This window comes from Streptomyces sp. NPDC012794, assembly GCF_042901085.1.
Lineage (GTDB): Bacteria > Actinomycetota > Actinomycetes > Streptomycetales > Streptomycetaceae > Streptomyces.
Map to the genome: position 1 here is coordinate 312,668 of NZ_JBIBCI010000005.1, position 18,840 is coordinate 331,507.

At 76.1% G+C, this 18,840-nt stretch carries 11 protein-coding genes; 2 read left to right on the forward strand and 9 right to left on the reverse strand.

The genetic code is table 11. The annotated features are described in order from the left end of the window. Positions 1–269: 269 nt before the first annotated feature. Positions 270–2,651: an ATP-binding cassette domain-containing protein gene (locus ACFY7H_RS12310; RefSeq protein ID WP_388937000.1), complete on the forward strand. Its 2,382-nt coding sequence runs from the start codon at positions 270–272 to the stop codon at positions 2,649–2,651. Positions 2,652–2,996: 345 nt separating this feature from the next. Here the strand turns inward: ACFY7H_RS12310 and recQ are convergent, their stop codons facing one another. Next, positions 2,997–4,991, reverse strand: coding sequence for a DNA helicase RecQ (gene recQ, locus ACFY7H_RS12315; RefSeq protein ID WP_388937003.1), 1,995 nt, complete (start codon positions 4,989–4,991; stop codon positions 2,997–2,999). Between the two features lie 9 nt (positions 4,992–5,000). Next, positions 5,001–6,194, reverse strand: coding sequence for a DUF1152 domain-containing protein (locus tag ACFY7H_RS12320; RefSeq protein ID WP_388937006.1), 1,194 nt, complete (start codon positions 6,192–6,194; stop codon positions 5,001–5,003). Between the two features lie 242 nt (positions 6,195–6,436). On the opposite strand from ACFY7H_RS12320, the gene ACFY7H_RS12325 reads away from it, so the two are divergent. Beyond that, positions 6,437–7,834 carry an STM4012 family radical SAM protein gene (locus tag ACFY7H_RS12325; protein ID WP_388937009.1) on the forward strand — a complete coding sequence of 466 codons (1,398 nt, stop codon included), beginning with the start codon at positions 6,437–6,439 and terminating at the stop codon, positions 7,832–7,834. Here ACFY7H_RS12325 and ACFY7H_RS12330 read toward each other — a convergent pair. From ACFY7H_RS12330 to ACFY7H_RS12360, 7 genes are all read right to left on the reverse strand, one after another. Continuing rightward, positions 7,831–8,760 carry a DMT family transporter gene (locus tag ACFY7H_RS12330; protein WP_388937012.1) on the reverse strand — a complete coding sequence of 310 codons (930 nt, stop codon included), beginning with the start codon at positions 8,758–8,760 and terminating at the stop codon, positions 7,831–7,833. The two genes, ACFY7H_RS12325 and ACFY7H_RS12330, sit on opposite strands and share 4 nt — an antisense overlap. A gap of 137 nt (positions 8,761–8,897) precedes the next feature. Then, positions 8,898–10,553, reverse strand: a complete 1,656-nt coding sequence (locus ACFY7H_RS12335; protein ID WP_388937014.1) for a thiopeptide-type bacteriocin biosynthesis protein — start codon at positions 10,551–10,553, stop codon at positions 8,898–8,900. A gap of 26 nt (positions 10,554–10,579) precedes the next feature. Then, entirely contained in the window at positions 10,580–12,544 is a 1,965-nt protein-coding gene (locus tag ACFY7H_RS12340; RefSeq protein WP_388937017.1) for a TOMM precursor leader peptide-binding protein, read from the reverse strand. Next, positions 12,541–14,661: a hypothetical protein gene (locus tag ACFY7H_RS12345; protein ID WP_388937019.1), complete on the reverse strand. Its 2,121-nt coding sequence runs from the start codon at positions 14,659–14,661 to the stop codon at positions 12,541–12,543. The genes ACFY7H_RS12340 and ACFY7H_RS12345 overlap by 4 nt, the downstream gene beginning before the upstream one ends. After that, positions 14,658–15,812: a hypothetical protein gene (locus ACFY7H_RS12350; RefSeq protein WP_388937022.1), complete on the reverse strand. Its 1,155-nt coding sequence runs from the start codon at positions 15,810–15,812 to the stop codon at positions 14,658–14,660. Before ACFY7H_RS12350 ends, ACFY7H_RS12345 begins: the two co-directional genes overlap by 4 nt. Before the next feature lie 29 nt (positions 15,813–15,841). After that, positions 15,842–18,523 (reverse strand): lantibiotic dehydratase, encoded by a 2,682-nt coding sequence (locus ACFY7H_RS12355; RefSeq protein ID WP_388937025.1) that lies wholly within the window; start codon positions 18,521–18,523, stop codon positions 15,842–15,844. A 92-nt stretch (positions 18,524–18,615) separates the two neighbouring features. After that, positions 18,616–18,798 carry a thiazolylpeptide-type bacteriocin gene (locus tag ACFY7H_RS12360; protein WP_388937029.1) on the reverse strand — a complete coding sequence of 61 codons (183 nt, stop codon included), beginning with the start codon at positions 18,796–18,798 and terminating at the stop codon, positions 18,616–18,618. Between the last annotated feature and the right edge of the window lie 42 nt (positions 18,799–18,840).

Below are 18,840 nucleotides of genomic sequence, written 5' to 3' on the forward strand. Positions count from 1 at the left end.
CGCCGTTGAGGCGGGCTTTGCGCTGCGGAACGAGCGCCGGCAGGTGCCGGACGGCGCCTTCCTCGGGGCGCCGGCCCCGTACGCGCCGGTGGGACCGCCGCGTCGGCCCGCGGGCCCGCCGGCGGGCCGGTCAGGAATCGAGAAGCGCCGGTGCCCGGACCCCGCATAGCGTGGCTGTCGGACGGTGCGGCGGCCACGCCGCACCGGCGCAGCCGGAGCAGACATACTGCTCGAAAGCGGCCGGACCGAACGATGGAGACACGAAGAGCATGGCCAAGAGGACGGAGACGCGGTCGCCCGCGCCCCACATCGCCGACAGCCACGGTCTGATCCGCGTGCACGGCGCGCGCGTGAACAACCTCAAGGACGTCGACATCGAGATCCCCAAGCGCCGGCTGACCGTGTTCACGGGCGTCTCGGGCTCGGGCAAGAGCTCGCTGGTGTTCGACACGATCGCCGCCGAGTCCCAGCGGATGATCAACGAGACCTACAGCGCCTTCGTGCAGGGCTTCATGCCCGCGCAGGCGCGGCCGGAGGCCGACGTACTGGAAGGGCTGACAACGGCCATCATCGTCGACCAGCAGCGGATGGGCGCCGACCCGCGCTCCACCGTCGGCACCGCCACCGACGCCAACGCGATGCTGCGCATCCTCTTCAGCCGCCTCGGCCGGCCGCACATCGGCCCGCCCGGCGCGTACGCCTTCAACGTGCCCTCGGTCCGGGCCAGCGGGGCGATCACCGTCGAGAAGGGCTCCAAGAAGACGGTCAAGGCGACCTTCAACCGCACCGGCGGCATGTGCACGCGCTGCGAGGGCCGCGGCAGCGTCTCGGACATCGACCTGACCCAGCTCTACGACGACTCCAAGTCCCTCAACGAGGGCGCGCTCACCGTTCCCGGCTACAGCATGGACGGCTGGTACGGCCGGATCTTCGGCGGCTGCGGCTTCTTCGACCCGGACAAGCCGATCCGCGAGTACACCAGGAGGGAACTGGACGACCTCCTCCACAAGGAGCCGACGAAGATCAAGGTCGACGGCATCAACCTCACCTACGAGGGGCTGATCCCGAAGATCCAGAAGTCGATGCTGTCCAAGGACATCGACGCGCTCCAGCCGCACATCCGGGCGTTCGTGGAGCGGGCCACGGCCTTCGCCACCTGCCCCGAGTGCGAGGGCACCCGGCTCACGCCCGAGGCCCGGTCCTCGAAGATCGGGCGGATCAGCATCGCCGACGCCTGCGCCATGCAGATCAGCGACCTGGCCGCATGGGTCCGCGGCCTCGACGAGCCCTCGGTCGCACCGCTGCTGGAGAAGCTGCGGCACACCCTGGACTCCTTCGTGGAGATCGGTCTGGGCTACCTCGCGCTCGACCGGCCGGCGGGCACGCTGTCGGGCGGCGAGGCGCAGCGCGTCAAGATGATCCGCCACCTCGGCTCCGCGCTCACCGATGTCACCTACGTCTTCGACGAGCCCACCACGGGACTGCACCCCCATGACATCCAGCGGATGAACGAGCTCCTGCTGCGGCTGCGCGACAAGGGCAACACGGTGCTCGTGGTGGAGCACAAGCCGCAGACGATCGCGATCGCCGACCACGTCGTCGACCTCGGCCCCGGGGCGGGCACGGCGGGCGGCACGGTCTGCTTCGAGGGCTCCGTGGCGGGACTGCGAGCCTCCGGCACGGTCACCGGCCGCCACCTGGGCGACCGCACCGGCCTGAAGAAGGCCGTGCGCAAGTCCGCGGGCGCCCTGGAGATCCGCGGGGCGGACGCGCACAACCTGCGCGGGGTCGACGTGGACGTCCCGCTCGGTGTGCTGGTGGTGGTCACCGGGGTGGCCGGCTCGGGCAAGAGCTCGCTCGTGCACGGGTCGATCCCCGCGGAGGAGGGCGTGGTCCGCGTCGACCAGGGCCCGATCCGCGGCTCGCGCCGGAGCAACCCGGCGACGTACACGGGACTGCTCGACCCGATCCGCTCGGCGTTCGCCAAGGCCAACGGCGTGAAGCCGGCCCTGTTCAGCGCCAATTCCGAGGGTGCCTGCCCTTCCTGCAACGGCGCCGGGGTGATCTTCATGGACCTCGGGATGATGGCCGGCGTGTCCTCCACCTGCGAGGACTGCGAGGGGAAGCGCTACCAGGCGTCCGTGCTGGACTACCGTCTCGGGGGCCGTGACATCAGCGAGGTGCTGGCGATGCCGGTGCGGGAGGCCGAGGAGTTCTTCGGGTCCGGCGAGGCCCGCGTCCCGGCCGCGCACCGCGTCCTCGGCCGGCTCTCGGACGTCGGGCTCGGCTACCTGACCCTCGGCCAGCCGCTCACCACGCTGTCCGGCGGCGAGCGGCAGCGGCTGAAGCTTGCCACGCACATGGCCGACAAGGGCGGGGTCTACGTCCTCGACGAGCCGACGACCGGCCTGCACCTGGCCGATGTGGAGCAGCTCCTCGGCCTGCTCGACCGGCTGGTCGACTCCGGGAAGTCCGTCATCGTCGTCGAGCACCACCCGGCGGTCATGGCGCACGCGGACTGGATCATCGACCTGGGTCCGGGCGCCGGACACGACGGCGGCCGGATCGTCTTCGAGGGCACGCCCGCCGACCTCGTCGCCGCCGGTTCCACCCTCACCGCGGAGCACCTCGCGGCTTACGCGGGCGTCTGAACGGTCGCCCGTTCCGGGCCCCCGCAAGCACCGAGCCGTCCGGTCACCGGTATCCCCATACCGGAGGCCGGACGGCCCCTGTGGTGCGACCGGAAACGGCGCGCAGCCCCGGCGCACGGTCTTACCCCCACGGTGGACCGTGCTCCGGCCGGCGCGCCGTCGGCCGTAGGCCGGCTCCGTCGCATCACCAGTCTGTGCCCGGCCGACTCCTCCGGGGGTACTTCCTGACATCCCCTTCGCGCAAGCAGACCGATCTTTGACACGGCCCTGACGTGCCCGTCCGGCGCGGGAGCGGCTCCCGACCCGACCGGAACGGGCCAGGCCGCGCCGTTCTGGCGACCGGGCTCAGCGCCAGTCGTCCCAGGGCGGATCCTCGTCGAGGTCGTAGGGCGGCTCCTCGCCGTACGGCGGCTCCTGGGGCGGCGGGGGCTCGGCGGCGGCGTCCACCGTGGCCGGGAGCGGGGCGGGCGTGGCCGCTGCCGCTGCCGGGCCCAAGCCGGCCAGGGCCTCGAGGACCCCCTCGCCGTACTTGGTGAGCTTGGCCTCGCCGACCCCGCCGACGCCGGCCAGTTCCCCGACCGTGCCGGGCAGGCGCGTGGCGATCTCCCGCAGCGTGGCGTCGTGGAAGACGACGTACGCGGGGACGCCCTGCTCGCGGGCCGTCGCGGCCCGCCAGGCGCGCAGGGCCTCGAAGACCGGCACGGCGGCGGCGGGCAGGTCGACCGGTACCCGGGCGCTCTTGCCGGAGCGCGAGCCGGCCTCCTTGCGGGACGGGGCGGCCGGCGCCTTCTCCTTGCGCAGCTGGACGGTGCGGCGCCCGCCCAGCACCTCGCCGCTGGCGTCGGTCAGCACGAGGGTGCCGTAGTCCCCCTCGACCGCCAGCAGTCCGAGCGCCAGCAGCTGGCGCACGACTCCGCGCCACTCGGCGGTGCTCAGGTCCGCGCCGATCCCGAACACCGACAGGGCGTCGTGGTCGAACTGGATGACCTTGGCCGTCTTCTTGCCCTGGAGGATGTCGATGATCTGGCCGGCGCCGAACTTCTGGCGCCGTTCCCGCGCCAGCCGCCACACCGTGGACAGCAGCTTCTGCGCCGCGACCGTCCCGTCCCAGGACTCGGCGGGCGTCAGGCAGGTGTCGCAGTTGCCGCAGGGCTCGCCGGTCTGCCCGAAGTACGCGAGCAGCCGGACGCGCCGGCAGTCGACGGTCTCGCACAGCGCCAGCATGGAGTCGAGGTGGGCGGCCAGGGAGCGGCGGTGGTTCTCGTCGCCCTCGGAGCCGTCGATGAGCTTGCGCTGCTGGACCACGTCCTGGAGGCCGTAGGCCAGCCAGGCGGTGGCCGGTTCCCCGTCGCGGCCGGCGCGGCCGGTTTCCTGGTAGTAGCCCTCGACCGACTTCGGCAGGTCCAGGTGGGCCACGAAGCGCACGTCCGGCTTGTCGATGCCCATGCCGAAGGCGATCGTGGCCACCACCACGACCCCGTCCTCCCGCAGGAAGCGCGACTGGTTCGCGGCACGCGTACGGGCGTCCATGCCGGCGTGGTACGCCACGGCGTCGATGCCCTGCTCCACCAGGAAGGCGGCCGTCTTCTCCACCGAGGCCCGCGACAGGCAGTAGACGACTCCGGCGTCCCCGTCGTGCTCGGTCCTGATCAGCTCCAGCAGCTGCGCCAGCGGCTTGTCCTTGGCGACGATGCGGTACTGGATGTTCGGCCGGTCGAAGCTGGCGACGAAGTGCCGGGCGTCCTCCAGGCCCAGCCGCGCCGCGATCTCGGCGTGGGTGGCCTCGGTGGCGGTCGCGGTGAGGGCGATCCGCGGCACCTTCGGCCACCGCTCGTGCAGCATCGACAGGGCCAGGTAGTCGGGCCGGAAGTCGTGGCCCCACTGGGCGACGCAGTGCGCCTCGTCGATCGCGAACAGGGACACCTTCCCCCGGTCGAGCAGCCGCTGGGTGCCCTCGGTGCGCAGCCGCTCGGGCGCCAGGTAGAGCAGGTCCAGCTCGTCCGCGAGGAAGGCCTGCTCGACGGCCTGCCGCTGGTACGGGTCCTGCGTGGAGTTGAGGAATCCGGCCCGCACCCCGAGGGCGGTCAGCGCGTCCACCTGGTCCTGCATGAGTGCGATCAGCGGGGAGATCACGATGCCCGTGCCGTCCCTGACGAGGGCCGGGATCTGGTAGCAGAGCGACTTGCCGCCGCCGGTCGGCATCAGCACGAGGGCGTCGCCGCCCCCGGCGACCTGCTCGATGATCTGCTCCTGCTCGCCGCGGAAGGAGCTGTATCCGAATACGCGGTGCAGTACCTGCAGGGAGTCGGAGATCTCGGGGGAAGCGTCCGGAAGGGCCATTCGAGAAGCCTAGCGGCCCCCGCCGACACCCCCGTCCCGCCCGCGGTCGCCAGCGGCCGGGCCCAGCCGCCACAGCGGCCCGGTGCGGCGGTCGTCCAGGGCCGCGAACAGGCCGCGGGCCTCCCCGGCGCTCAGTCCGAGCTCCTCGGTGATCCTGCGGGTGGTGACGTACGCGATCCCGTCCGCCAGCGTCGCGTGCTCCCAGGCGGCGAAGCGGGCCCCGACCCGGATGGGGTCCCGGTCCGGGAGCGGGGCGGGCGGGGCGGCGGGCAGGGCGGCCGCGCGCCGGCGTTCCCGCTCGATTTCGGAGAAGCCGCACACGGCGCGGGAGGCCTCCTCGGCTTCCTCCAGGCCGCGGGTGCCGGCCAGCGCCCGGGCGAGGGGGCTGAGGGCGAGGACGCGGTCCAGGGTGAGCCGGTGGACGCCGGCGGCCCGGGCGTCCAGGTGTACGGGCCGGGGTGCGTCCCGGGTGCCGCAGACCCCGCGCACCCCGCGGGCGGCGGCGACCAGCAGGGCACCGGCCTCGGAGGGGTGCCAGTCGAAGACCCCGTTCACTGGCTCGGTGTGCGCGGCGTCGAGGGTGAAGGCCGGCTCGCCGAGCCGCGGCAGCAGGGCTGGCGGGGGCACCTCGTTGTCGAGCCCGGGCCCGGCCACGTGCACGCGGACCGGCAGTCCCGTGCCCGCGCAGGCGGCGACGGCGAGGGCGTCCCCGAGCGGGCTGCGCAGGGTGGGCTCGTCGCCCCGCGCCACGATGTCGCCGCCCACGTCGACGAGGTCGATGCGGTCGGCCCGGCACCAGCGGGCGGCCGCCGCGATCTGGCGGGTCAGGCCGAGCGCGCCGCCGTAGGGGTCCAGCAGCCCGAGCCGCGGCCGCAGTTCGCCGGACAGGCGCGGGAGCAGGGAACCGGCCGGGGCGGCGGGCCGCGTCGCGGGGGTGACCAGGGCGAGGTCGGGCGCGACGGACTCGGTGCCGTGGAAGTCGGTGGTGCGCCGGGGCCCGGGGACGGGGTCGACGACCAGCCGCTCCCACGCGTAGGTCAGGACCAGGGCCGGGGTGTCCGCACCGTGCAGGGCGGCGTGGACCATGGCGGCCGTGATCGCGTCGCCGCCACCGCCGGCGGCGACGAGGAGTCTCCGCGCGCTCTTCGTGCCGCCCGTGCTGCCGGCGCTCTTCGTGTTCTGCGTGTTCTTCGTGCTCTCCATGCCGGACACGGATACCCCAGCACCCGGTGCCGCCGCGAGCGCGGTGGATTCCCATACCGGGCCGTTCCGGTACGGAACCCCGGCTTCCACAAAAAGTACATATGAAGCTCTACACGCCGAAAGCCGGTTCATGGGAATTGCACTACAGAAAACGGCCCGAGCACGAACCTAAGGTGACGCCCTGTCACCAAGCGTGACGTCATTCGCGTGAGATCCCTTCCGAAAGAGAGCCGATTCCCGTTATGACGACGCCTGTTCTGCTTCCGACGCCGGCCTTCCCGGGCTCCTCCTCCGACACCGATCCCGAAACCCCGTACGAGCAGTACGTGTACGCCTACCCGCACCAGAAGGCGTACCGCCTGCTCGAGAACGGCCCGCTGCTCAGCGACCTGTGGGCCGGGGAGCGCCTCGACGCGCTCTCCCTCTACGCTCACGTCCCCTTCTGCGAGATGCGCTGCGGCTTCTGCAACCTCTTCACCCGCACCGGAGCCCCCGAGGAGGTCACCCGCGGCTTCCTCGCCACCCTGGAGCGGCAGGCGCGCGTCACCCGCGAGGCGCTGGAGGCCAAGGGCGAGCCGATCCGCTTCACCCTCGCCGCGTTCGGCGGCGGCACCCCCACCTACCTCACCGCGGACGAGCTCACCCGCCTCTGCGACATCAGCGAGAACATCATGGGAGCCGACCTCAAGGCCGCCTCCTGGTCCGTGGAGACCTCCCCGGCGACCGCGACCGCCGACCGGATCGCCGTACTCGCCGAACGCGGCGCGACCCGGCTGAGCATCGGTGTGCAGAGCTTCGTCGACGAGGAGGCCCGCGCGGCGGTACGGCCCCAGAAGCGGGCCGAGGTCGAGGCGTCGCTCGCCCGCCTCAAGGAGGCGCGGTTCCCGATCCTCAACATCGACCTCATCTACGGCATCGACGGCCAGACCGAGCGCACCTTCAGGGTCTCGCTCGACGCCGCCCTCGCCTGGGAGCCGGAGGAGATCTACCTCTACCCGCTGTACGTGCGCCCGCTGACCGGGCTGAGCACGCGCCACGCCAAGACCCTCCGGGACTGGAACGACCAGCGGCTGCGGCTCTACCGCTACGGCCGTGACCACCTGCTGTCCGCCGGGTACGAGCAGACCTCCATGCGGGTCTTCCGCCGCTCCGGCACCGCCGCCGTCGAGGACACCGACGGGAGCAGCATCAGCGAGTACAACCAGCAGGCCGGCATGGTCGGCCTGGGCGTCGGCGCCCGCTCCTTCACCACCGGCCTGCACTACACCACCGACTACGCGGTCGCGGTGCCGGAGGTGCGGCGGATCATCGACGACTACATCGCCACTCCGACGGAGCGGTTCCGGCGCGCGCAGTGGGCGTTCGCGATGGACGACGGCGAGCGGCGCCGGATGTACGTCCTCCAGCACCTGCTGGAGTCGACGGGCCTGCGCACCGGCGCCTACGAGCAGCTCTTCGCGACGCGCTTCGAGGACGACTTCGGGCCCCAGCTCGACTTCCTGCTGAAGCGGAACTGGCTGCGGGAGAAGGGCGGCACGCTGGGACTGACCCCGGACGGCATGGCCTGGGCCGACGCGATAGGCCCGATGTTCTTCTCCGACCGCGTCCGGACGAACATGACCGCCTACCACGACCGCTAGACCGGCTCCCGCCGCGACGGCTGCGACTGCTGCGGGTGCTGCGGGTGCTGCGAAGGCCGTGCGGGGGCCCGGTGCCGCTCCGGCAGGGACACGAGGACCAGGCCAAGCAGCATCAGCGCCGCACCGGCCGCCGCCGGCGGGCCGGGCCTCTCGCCCAGCACCGCGACCCCGAGCACCGTCGCCACCAGTGGCTCGGTCAGGCTCAGCGTCCCCGTCGTGGCGGCGCTGAGCCGGCCGACGCCCCGGGTGAACAGCAGGTAGCCGAGGGCGGTGGTGCCCAGGCCCAGCCAGCCGATCAGCGCCAGCGAGCGGCCGGCGGCCAGCTCCTCGGGAGCCACCAGCAGGTACGGGGAGACCAGCAGCCCCGCGCACAGCACGCTCACCGGGGCCGCCGCGCCGAGGTCCGCGCCCCCCGCGGCCAGTCGCTTCGACGCGGCGATGTACACGCCGAAGCTCGCCCCGGCCACCACGCCGAAGGCCACGCCCGCCAGATCGGCGCGCGCCCCGCTGCCGGGCAGCAGCAACAGCGCGATGCCCGGCACGGCGCAGCCCGTCCCCCACAGCCAGCGGCGGGTGAGCCGCTCACCGGAGAGCCGGCGGGCGCACAGCCCGCCGGCCACGGGCACGGTCCCGAAGGCGACGGCCGTCGCCAGGGCCGCCCCGCCGCGTTCCACCGCCTGGAGGAAGCAGACCTGGAAGGCGGCCGTCACCAGCACGCTCAGCCCGAGCCACCGGCCCGTTCCGGGTCCGCGCAGGGTGCGCAGCCCCGCCGGACGCACCGTCAGCAGGCTGAGCACGAGCCCGCCCAGAAGCATCCGGCAGGCTCCGAGCGAGACGGGGTGCACGCCGGCGTCCGCCCACAGCTGGGCGGGCCCCACCGTCCCCCACAGCACCGCCGCCGCCAGTACGGACGCCACTGCTCCCACGGCTTCCCCCCTTCACCACGTGCAGAACCCGGCGAACGTACCGGGGCGGGATCCTCCAGACCCACTGGGGAAAACCATGGGATTTCCCTTCGGCACACGGCCCGCTCCGTGCCTTCGCACAAAAGCGGCGGGGACGGTCAGGGCGCGTACCGCCCCAGCGGCAGCAGGTACTGGAGGGGCTGCTCCAGGTCGTCCAGGCCGAGGAGTTCGTGGGCCAGGTCGTCGTGGAAGCCCCCCAGCGGGGTGCCCGCCAGGCCGAGGGCGGCTCCGGTCAGGAGCAGGTTCTGGGTGAGGTGGCCGGCCTCCAGCAGGGCGAGGCGCAGGGCGCGCAGCCCGTAGCGGCGGCGCAGCCGGCCCAGGTCCGCGTAGACGGCCAGGACGGCGGGCGCCCCGTCGACGCCGATCCAGTGGGGGTCCGTCTCCGGCCGGGACAGGTACGTGGAGAGCGCCCTGAGCTCCGCCGGGGCCGGCGCCGGGCCGACGGGGCGCAGCGTCCGCCGCTCCGGCACGCAGTCGTACGTGCCCTGCGGGAGGCCCGCCACGTCGAGCACCAGCAGCCGCACCCGGGCGGTGTACAGGGCGCCCGCGCTGGGGTAGGGGCGGTGCGCCGGGGGCGGGCCGTCGGGGCCGGGCCGCCCGGTGGGCGCGCTGTCGGACAGGGAGTGCCACAGCAGCGAGCCCAGGGTCCCGGCGTCCAGCGGTCCCCGGAGCGGGCCGCGCAGCGAGGTGCGGGCGGCGAGCGCGGCGCGCAGCGACACCTCGGGCAGCGGGTGGGCGGGCAGGGCCAGTTCGGACCCCGCCGCCGGCGCCGGGGCCGGCTCGTGCGGCAGCGGGCGCAGCGCGCTGTCCTCGTTGCGGCCGATCCGGAACTTGCTCCTCTCCAGGTACTGGACGTCGGCGGCGGTGTGTCCGGGCGGGAAGAACCCGGGCGGTTCCTCGGTCTCCAGCAGGGTGCGGGCGGCCAGCCGGCACACCGCCCGCTCCTCGTCGGGGGTGATCCCGAGCCGGTTGAACAGCATGTGGAGCTGTGAGCCCCACACCAGGAGCCGCGGCCCCTCCCCCAGGTCCGCCAGCCGCTCGTCGGCGGCGCGGACCGCGGCCGCCCACCGTACGAGCCAGGGCGGGGCGGTGCCCGCAGCGAGCCGTTCCCGCAGGCCGGCGGCCCGCCGCCGCAGGCCGGTACGCTGCGTCGCGTACACGGAGTCGACCCGTGTGTGGACGGCCGCGCCGGGCAGCAGCTCCACCTCGGTGACCCACCGCCAGCCGGCGGCGTGCCGGCGCAGCCAGCGCGCCGCGGTGAGCGGGTCCAGGCCGAGCGCGTGGACCGTCGTATGGGCCAGGTCGGCGGCGGTGGTGAGCCGGGCCCCCGTTCCGCCGCCGTCGGGCAGGGCGCGCACGGCGTCGAGGGTCACGCGGGTGGAGGCTTCGAAGACCTCTTCGGCGACGGGCAGCGCCCGCGGTCCGCCGTAGCGTTCGGTCTCCGGTTCGTAGGCGACGGCGCGGACCTCGCCGTGGCGGGACGGCCAGGGGCCCGGCACGGCGGGCACCGCCTTGGCCGCGCGGGCCAGGTCGCCGGGCAGGGTGGCGGCGGCCGCGGCGCTCAGGCCGCGGACCCGGACGCGTACGTGGGGTCCTCCTTCCCCGTAGCGGATGAAGAACCATCCGGCGGCCTCCCCCGCCGCCACCAGGCCGTCGAGGAGCGGGGCGGCGTCACGGAGCAGGAAGGCGTCGGTGTCGTCGGTCGCGGAGTGCAGGAAGAGGTGGTGGCTGTGCCAGGTGTCGGAAGTCGTCACGTCGTCACGTCCGGTCGTCGTCCGGTTCAGGGGAAGGGGTGCGGGTGGAGCGCGAGGTCCTCATGGCGCAGCGGCCGCCGCGTGCGGCCCAGCCGGTGGGGCACCTCCAGGAGCCGGGGCAGGCCGCGGGTGCGGCGGTTGACGTGTCCGAAGGTCATCGGCAGGGAGCCGGGGACGACGGTCTTCACGCAGTGCAGGCCGAGCCGTCGGCGCAGGCCCGGCTCGGTCTGGTCGACGGTGATCACCTCCAGGCCGGCCTGCGACAGCCGTCGCACCGTGGCCGTGAGCAGGGCGGAGAGGTCGCCCACCGGCCGGGGTGCTCCCGGCCAGGTCTCGGCGACGGTCAGGCACGGGGTGTCGGCGAAGAGGAACTCCAGGCGCGGGGCCGCCTCGGGGAGGGCGTTCAGCCCGACGTGGTCGTCGAGGGTGACCACCAGCTCGGGGTGGTCCAGCATGGGCCGAAGCCGCGCGGGATCGCGCGGACCGCCCTCGGCGAGCGCGCGCTGCGCGGACTCCAGGACGTTGGTGACGACCTCGGCGACGGCGGAGCGGATCGCCGCCCGCGGGTCGTGGTGGGCACCCGCGGCGAGGAACATCCGGGGCGCGTCGGGATGGGAGCCCTCGTAGCGGCAGACGGCGACGACGGCGGGGATGCCGAAGTCGTTCGTCGCGTCGAGCAGCAGCAGCCGGTAGCCCGCCAGGGCCGCCCGGTCGGCGAGCAGGGCGGTGTCGGTGTCCCGCGGCGGGGGCTGGACGCGGCGCAGCGGGGTGGCCGCGTACCAGGCCATCAGGAAGGCGTCGCGTTCGGCGACCTCGAACAGGCCGTAAAGCGCCGCCTCTTCGGGACTGTTGCCGAGGCCGCAGCCGTTGGAGGACTCGTACACCACGCGCGGCCGGCCCTCTCCGGGCGGGTCCCAGTACGCCACGTGCTCGGGGACGGCCACCGCCCGCTGCCGGGTGAGGGACCAGCCCCCTGCCCAGTCCATGCGCAGGCCGGGCGTGTAGGGCACGGTCGGCGAGGCCGGGTGCCCGTGGTGGGCGGGGTCGGGCAGGCCGAGCCGCTCCGGGTCCAGGGCGCGTTCGGGGCCGAGCTCGGCGAAGGAGGCCCGCAGGCCGGTGCGCCGGCCGGTCGGGCGCATCCCGGCGTACCGTTCGACGGCCTCGAAGAGGGCGATCCGCTCGCTGTCGGCGAAGTCCCCGGCCCGGCCGTGGCCGCCGTCGTCGACGGGGCGGCCGTCGGTCACGAGGGCGGTGGTCAGGCAGAAGGCGGAGTCCTCGGTGCGGAACAGCCGGCGCACCGGGCCGAACCGCTCGTCGTGCAGGGCCGCGCGGAGCCCGTCCGCCGTGGTGCGGGGGTTGGGGGCGCGCAGCAGGTACGGGTCGGGCAGCGGGCGGGGCGCCGAGGGCAGCGGGACCGCCTCGGCGGCGGAGTCCAGGGGCAGGGGGTGGCAGACGGCGCAGCCGCCGACCGGGCGGACCCGGTGGCCGGACCAGGTGCCGCGCCCCTGGTGGAGGAGGTAGACGGTGGCCGCCGGCGGGTCCTGGGCGGGCGAGGGCGGTGCGTGGCCGTCCAGGAGGTCCCGTACGAGCGCGCCCAGGGACTCGGCCAGCGCCGGGGACGGTAAGCCGGCCAGCGCGAGCTCCGGGCTCTGCCGGGGCACGCGTCCGCCGGCCGTGGCCAGCCGCTGGTACTCGGCGCAGCTCAGGCAGGCCGGCGCGTCCGGCGCGAGCAGCGGCCCGACCAACGCCAGCGGCCCGTCGAAGCGTACGGGGACCAGGGCCACCGGGTGCGCCAGCGCATGCCGGCTCAGCTCCTCGGCGAGCCCCGGGGTCCATTCGGTCAGCAGTACGGCGGCCGGTCCGGCGGTGGCCTCCAGCGCGGCCGCGGCGTCGAGGACCGGGACGGGCAGGCCCGGGAAGAGGCCGGCCACGGTGGGAAAGGCCGGGGCGGCGAAGGCCGGGGCGGCGAAGGCCGGGGCTGCTGCGGTCATGACGGCTCCTCGGGGGTGTGCAGGACGGTGAAGCCGAAGGCCCGCAGCCGGGCGAGGAGCGCGGGGTCCCGGACCGGGGCCGGTGCGCCGGTGGCGGGGGGCGGCCCGGCCAGTCGGCGCAGCGCGTCCTGGAAGGCCTCCTCCCGTCCGGCGGCGTCGGCGAGCCAGCGACCGGTCCAGCCGGCGTCCTCCCAGCCGGCCGTGCGGACGCCGGCGCAGGCCAGCGGGGCGACGGCCCCGCCCGACGGCGGGGTCCGGCCTGGGCCGGGCCGCCCGGTACGGACGGCGGCCACGGCCGCGAGCGCGGCGAAGGCGGCCGCGTCGCCCGGGGTGGCCTCCACGGCCTCACCGAGCACCGGGGCCGGTCCTCCGGCGCGGCGGACCACGGCGTGGTACACCCCGTCCGGCCCGGCCCGGAGCACCTCAAGGCGGGCAGGCACCTCCAGACGGGCCGTCAGGGTGTGCCACCAGTGCCGGAACTGCGGGTGCCCGGCCCACAGGGGCGCGGCGACGGGCACCGCCCGGCCCGCGTCCCCGCCGGCCGGCGGTGGGCCGGTGGGACGGGGTGGCGGGGCGCCGGTGGGGCCGGTGGCGCCGGACGGTGGAGCGTCGGTCATCCGGGTCGCCGGGCCGGGGGGCAGGGCGTCCGCCGGGCCGGGAGGCGGTGCGTCGGCCGCGCCTGCCGGCGGGGCGCCCGTCGGCCAGTCCCCCGGGCATGCCGGCGGGGCGCCGGTGGGGCCGGACGGCGGAGCGCCCGTCGCCCGGGCCGCCGGGCCCGGGGGCGGAGCGTCGGTCATCCGGGCCGCCGGGCCGCCCGGCGGAGGGGCGGCCGGCGTCCCGCCCCCGTTCGCGTCCACCGCGCCGGCCCGCTCCTCGGCCGCGCGGCCGTCGTCGGCGGCGCGGCGGGCGAAGGCCGCGCGCAGGGCCCGGCCCCGGGCGTGCCCGGGGTTCGCGCCGACGGTGAACCCCGGCCCGCCCAGCAGCAGTTCCGCCGCGCGGCAGAACACCTCCAGGCGGGCCAGGTCCAGCCTCGGCGCCCCGGCGACCAGGCGACCGCCGGCCGGCCCTTCCCCGGGGAGTCCGCAGGCGGCGAGCGGCACCGGCAGCTGGCGCAGGTCCGCCGGGAGCGGCGCGGGCAGGGCCCCGCACCACTCGTCGCCCAGGGCCGCCAGCCGCCGCAGCGCTTCGCCGAGGGTGCCCGCCGGGGGGAGGTCCGTCCGCCGGTCGGTGTCCAGCCGGCCGGGCCCGAGCCAGGTGCGGTACTCGGCCCTCGGCGGTGCGGCTTCGGCCAGGAGCACCGCCGGTAGCCCGGGCAGCAGCCGGTCGTCGCCGCCTTCGGCCGCCGGGTCCGGGAGACCGGCGGCCGCGCAGAGCAGCCGGTGGGCCGCCGCACCCCCGAGCAGGGAGGCGAGCGCCGGCGAGCCGTCCCCGTCCCCGTCTCCGGGGCCGAGCCGGGCTTCCAGGGCGGCCGCGTCGGAGCGGGCCTGGGCCGGGCTGCCGGGGGCGGTGGCGTAGCCGCCGCCGGCACGGAGTCCGGCGGCGAGGGCGCGTACCGGTCCGGTGCCGTGGAGCCGGAGCAGGACCCGGCCCGCCGGCAGGGCCGGATCGGCGGTGCGGGTGACGGGCAGCGCGCCCAGTGCCAGGGCCCGCGCAGCGGCCCGGGCCAGCGGCCCGTCGGGGTCGCCGGCCAGCACCTCGGCGCGGGCGGCGGCGAGCGCGGCCCGGGCGGCGGCGGGCCGCGCGGCGCCCGCCCGGAGCCACAGCGCCACGGGGTCACGGCCGTGATCTCCGGCGCACTGGTCCTCGTACCCGGCGGGCTCGGTCATGAGCAGGCCATGGGCCTCCAGCCGGCCGAGGAGGGTCCGTACGGCGGTGCGCAGGCGCGGGCCGGCTTCGGTCGCGTCCAGCAGGCCGTCGAGTCCGCCGTCCCGCAGCGGCCCCTCCAGCCACCGCCACAGCGCGGGCAGTGCGGTGCTGCCCTCCAGGGTGACGCTGCCGTCGCGGCCGCGCAGGTGGAGGCCGGCCCGCAGCGGGGTCACGGCGACGCCCGGGCGGAGCCTGCGCACGGTACGGGCGGCGGGGGCGGCGCCCGTCGTCCGGTCCCCGATGGCCGTCATGCGCCACGCTCCACGGCGGCCACGGCTGCGCGGAGCTCCGTGCGCCAGTCGGAGCCGGTCAGCGCCGGGACCGTACGGACCACCAGGTGCGCCGCCAGGTACCGCTCCAGCGGGCGCACGTCGCAGATGGCGAGGAGCCGGTAGAGGGCGTTGGTGCAGACCCGGTGGACCACGTAGCCGGGGTCGGTGAACATCGCCCCCTGCGGGTCGGCGCGGCGCAGCAGCCGGTGGAACTCGCTGTAGCGGGTGCGCGCGTCCGGGTCCCAGCGCTCGGCCGCGGCCCGGTCGCCGGTGGCGGCGGCCCGGTCCCGGTAGGCGGGCGGGCTGCCGTGCAGGTCGGCGCCGGCCTCGTACCGGGCCCGCGTCCGGTTCCGGGCGGCGGCGGAGAAGCCCGCCCAGGCCCGTTCCCAGCCGTGCGGGCCGCCGTCGGCGATCCGCCCGACGAGCGGGGTCAGGGTGTCACCGGCGCGCTCCCACTGGCGGTCGAAGGAGGCGCGCAGCCGTCCGTCGGGGTCGTCGTGGAGCAGGAAGTCCTCCAGGTGGGACACGTACGAGTAGTGGCCGCCGGCCAGGCCCCCGGGATGGGCGGCGGCGTGTGCGGCGAGCGCGGTCACCGCGAGCCGGACCCGTGCGGGGGCGGTGTCCGCGTGGTCGGCGAGGAAGCCGGCGCCGGCCCGCAGCGCGCCGAGCCCGTCGCGCAGCAGGTCGTCGCGCAGGGCGGCGCCGTCGTCGCCGAGCAGGGCGCGGACCGGGGACCGGTCGGCGGGCTCGACACGGACCGTGTTGTCCGGGGCGAGGGGCCCGTAGGGCGGGGGGACGAGTTCGGCGCGCCCGTTCACGGCCGCCGCCTCCAGCAGCTGCGCGGGGGTGAGGTCGCTGCGCGAGGGGCACAGGCGCAGCCAGTCCCGGATCCGGGAGGCGGCGGATCCCGCGGCGGCCTCCACCCGCACCGCCGGGCCCCGGAGGCAGAGCCGCAGGTGCGGGCCGTGCAGCCAGTGCCGCTCGACGTGGGCGGACAGGCCCTGCCGCGCGCAGCTCGCGGCGAGGGGCAGCAGCGCCTCGCGCAGCAGGGGGGCCTTGACGGGGTGGTGGTGGTAGGCGACCACGTCGAGGGCACGGCCGCCGGGGCGGCCGCCGGGGAGTGCCGGCATGGTTCCTTCCTCCGCTGTCGGGGGGTGGGTCATCGGGTCCGCCCGGCCCGGTAGACCTCGAGTACGAGTTCGACCGCGCGGGCGGGCGCGGTCTGGGCGCCGGGTGCGGGCAGCGCCTCCTCGAGGAGGGCGCCGTCGTCGTGGCGGGAGAGCCACTTGGCCAGGCAGCGCAGGTGCAGGGCGTTGCCGAGGTCCACGAACTGCGGTTTGGGGCGGCTCAGCCCGTTCAGGAAGTCCTCGGCGGGGCGCCCGGTGGGGGCGGGGGCGGCCGGGCGCAGGAAGAGCTGTTCGGGGAGGTCCAGCCGGGCCCGCCAGTGGGCGGCGGTCTCCGCGGGGACCGGGCCTCCGGCGGCGAGGCCGGCGCGGAGTTCGCGCACCGCGTCGGGCGGCAGCAGCCAGCGCCGTCGGCGGAGCACCACGTGGCGGTGGCGCAGTCGGGGCGTGTGGGTGACGCGGCCGCCGCCCGGTGCGGGGAGGATGCTGCGGGGCACGAGGGGGCCGAGGTCGACCATGCCGTGGGGGTGGTCGCCGAGGTGGGCGCCGAGGCGGCGCGGCAGCAGCACCGGGGAGAGGAAGCCGGGGTAGAGCACGTCGAGGAGTTCGCCGGTGCTCCGCAGCCGGATGCGCACCTGGTCGTCGGCTTCGTCGTGGACGAGTTCCAGGTCGGCTTCGCCGAGGGAGGCCCAGCGGCGGTCGGGGCCGATCTCGTCCGGGACGAGGAGGGGGTGGAGGTTGGCGTTGAAGCCGCCGACGGGCCTGATCTGGGCGGCGCGGGCGCCTGGTCCGAGGCCGCGCCGGACCTGCCGGGAGACCTCGGTGGTGGCACGGGGGTCCAGGGCGTCCAGGAACCGGCTGGTGAAGCGGCCCCAGCCGCCGTAGACCTGGTTGACGCAGAGGAGGTGGTGGCGGGGGTCGCGCTGGAGGAAGTACGCGTAGCTCAGCGGGCGGGCGAGGGCCCAGTCGGGCAGCCGGTCGCCGAGTCCCGCGAGGAGTTCCGGGGGCAGGACGAGCTCCGCGGCCGCGGCGGGACCGCCGCCCGGGGCGCCGTGAACGGCGGCCACGGCTTCGGCCCGCAGCTCCGCCAGCACCCCGGTCCCGGTGGGGAGGTCGTCGGCCGGGCCGAGGGCGGCGAGCCGTCCGGCGGCCGCCCAGGCATCGGCGATGTCGGTGCCGAACTCCCACGGGTGCGGGCAGCGGCCGCCGGGGCCGTAGCGGGCGACGAAGCGGTCGCGGACGATCCGGCGCAGGAGGTGGCCGAGGTCGAAGAGTTCCGCCAGCGCGGTGACCTCGCCGAGGGCTTCGTGGTCGGTTGCGTCGAGGAAGCCGTCGAGGGCGAGCGGCCGGGGGGCGACGACGTCCTCGGAGACCACGCTGAGCGGGGCGGACACGGCCGGGACGGGGCGCCCGGCGGCGGCCAGCGCCTCCGTCCAGCGGTGGGAGAGGCCGGTCAGCAGGGCGGGGCGGCCGGCGGCGGGGGTGCCCGCGAAGTCGGCGGTCATGCGGGCGATCGCACGCAGGCGCCCGGCGTGGGCGGCGTCGTCCGGGGCGCCGTCCAGGGCGGTCAGCCAGTCCGCGATGCGGCCCAGCGGGTCAGGGTCGTGCGGCGGGACCGGTTCGACCGGCACCAGCAGCCCGGCCTCCGCGAGCCGGCCGAGGAAACCGGCCGCGGCGGACCGGACGTCACCGGCCGCGCCCGGCAGCGCGGCGGCCAGCAGCCCGGTCAGCTCGTCCAGCGGTACGGGGTCCCCGGCCCGCTCGGTGACCAGGCCCAGCGGGCCGGTGAGGGCGAGTTCCGCCTCGTCCTCACCGGCCACGAGGTAGCGGCCCCCGGCGAAGGCGGTCCGTTCGCGGGAGTACGCGGCCCGGCCGCCGGTGATCCGGGCGGTGCTGGCGGTGCGGTGGGGCAGGGCGGACCGGCGGTGCGGGGCGTCCAGGAGGGCGAGGGTGAGGGCGGTGGTCAGCGTGCGGCTGGGCTGCACGACCGGGTGGAGCGGGCCGTCGAACAGGGGGGCCAGGCCCCACGCGGGGACGGCACGGCCGCGGCGCGGGCCGGAGGGCAGGGGCCCCCAGCCGACCGCCGTGAACCAGGACAGCGGGCTGGTCTTGGTGCTGGCCCGCAGGGCGTAGCGCAGGACGGCGGGTTCCTCCTTGCGGGCCCTGCGGTCCTGCGTTCCGGTGCCCGCCCGTTCCACGGCTCGCAGCAGGTCGGCGCTGGTGAGGGCGACGGCTTTGGCGAGGGCCGGTTCGCGGCACAGGGCCGCCAGCGCGCCGCGTTCGGCGGCGAGGGCGCGTTCGGCGGCGGGTCCGAGGCCGGCGAGGAGCGCGGTGCGCCGGGTGCGCAGGCCGAGCCAGTGGGCGAGCCGGGGCACCCGCTCGGGGAGGTCGCCGAGGCGGTCCAGCAGGGCGGGGCGGGGTTCGCGTCCGTTGTGCAGGGCTCGGCGCAGCGGGAGGACTACGTCGCGGTGGAGGGCGGCGGGGTGGCCGTCGCGGCTGTCGTGGAGGTCGCCGCAGAGCGGTGCGGCCGTCCGCGTGAGCTGCCGGTCGAGGTGGTGGAGCCGGGCGAGCTGGGCGCGGAAGCGGGCGGCGTCCGGGGTCTGGGCGGGGTGGGTCAGTACGGTGGCTCGGACCAGCGCGTACGGCGCGGGCCACACCCGGTAGCCGTCGGCTCCGTCCTCGGCCGCGGCCGGCGTGTGGTGCTGCTGCGGCGGCATGCCGGTCCCCCCTCCTGTAGGTGGTGGCGCGCGGGCTTCCCGCCGTACGCGGGGTGCGGCGGGAAGCGGTCCGCGTGGTGGTGGTGCGGCGGTTACATGGGGCTCGGTTGGGTCGGCTGGGCGCAGGACGAGGAGCCCTGGCAGGAGCACGAGCCCCAGGAGGCGCCGCCCTCGGGCAGCGCGACGGTGTCCCGCATCGAGGTCACGCTGAGGTCGCCGAGGTCGAGGTCGAGGTCCTCGAAGCCGGATTCGGGGGTGTGTGCGGTGTCGGACATGCGTGTCTCCCTCATGTGGAAACGAAAGCCGGAAGGTGCGCT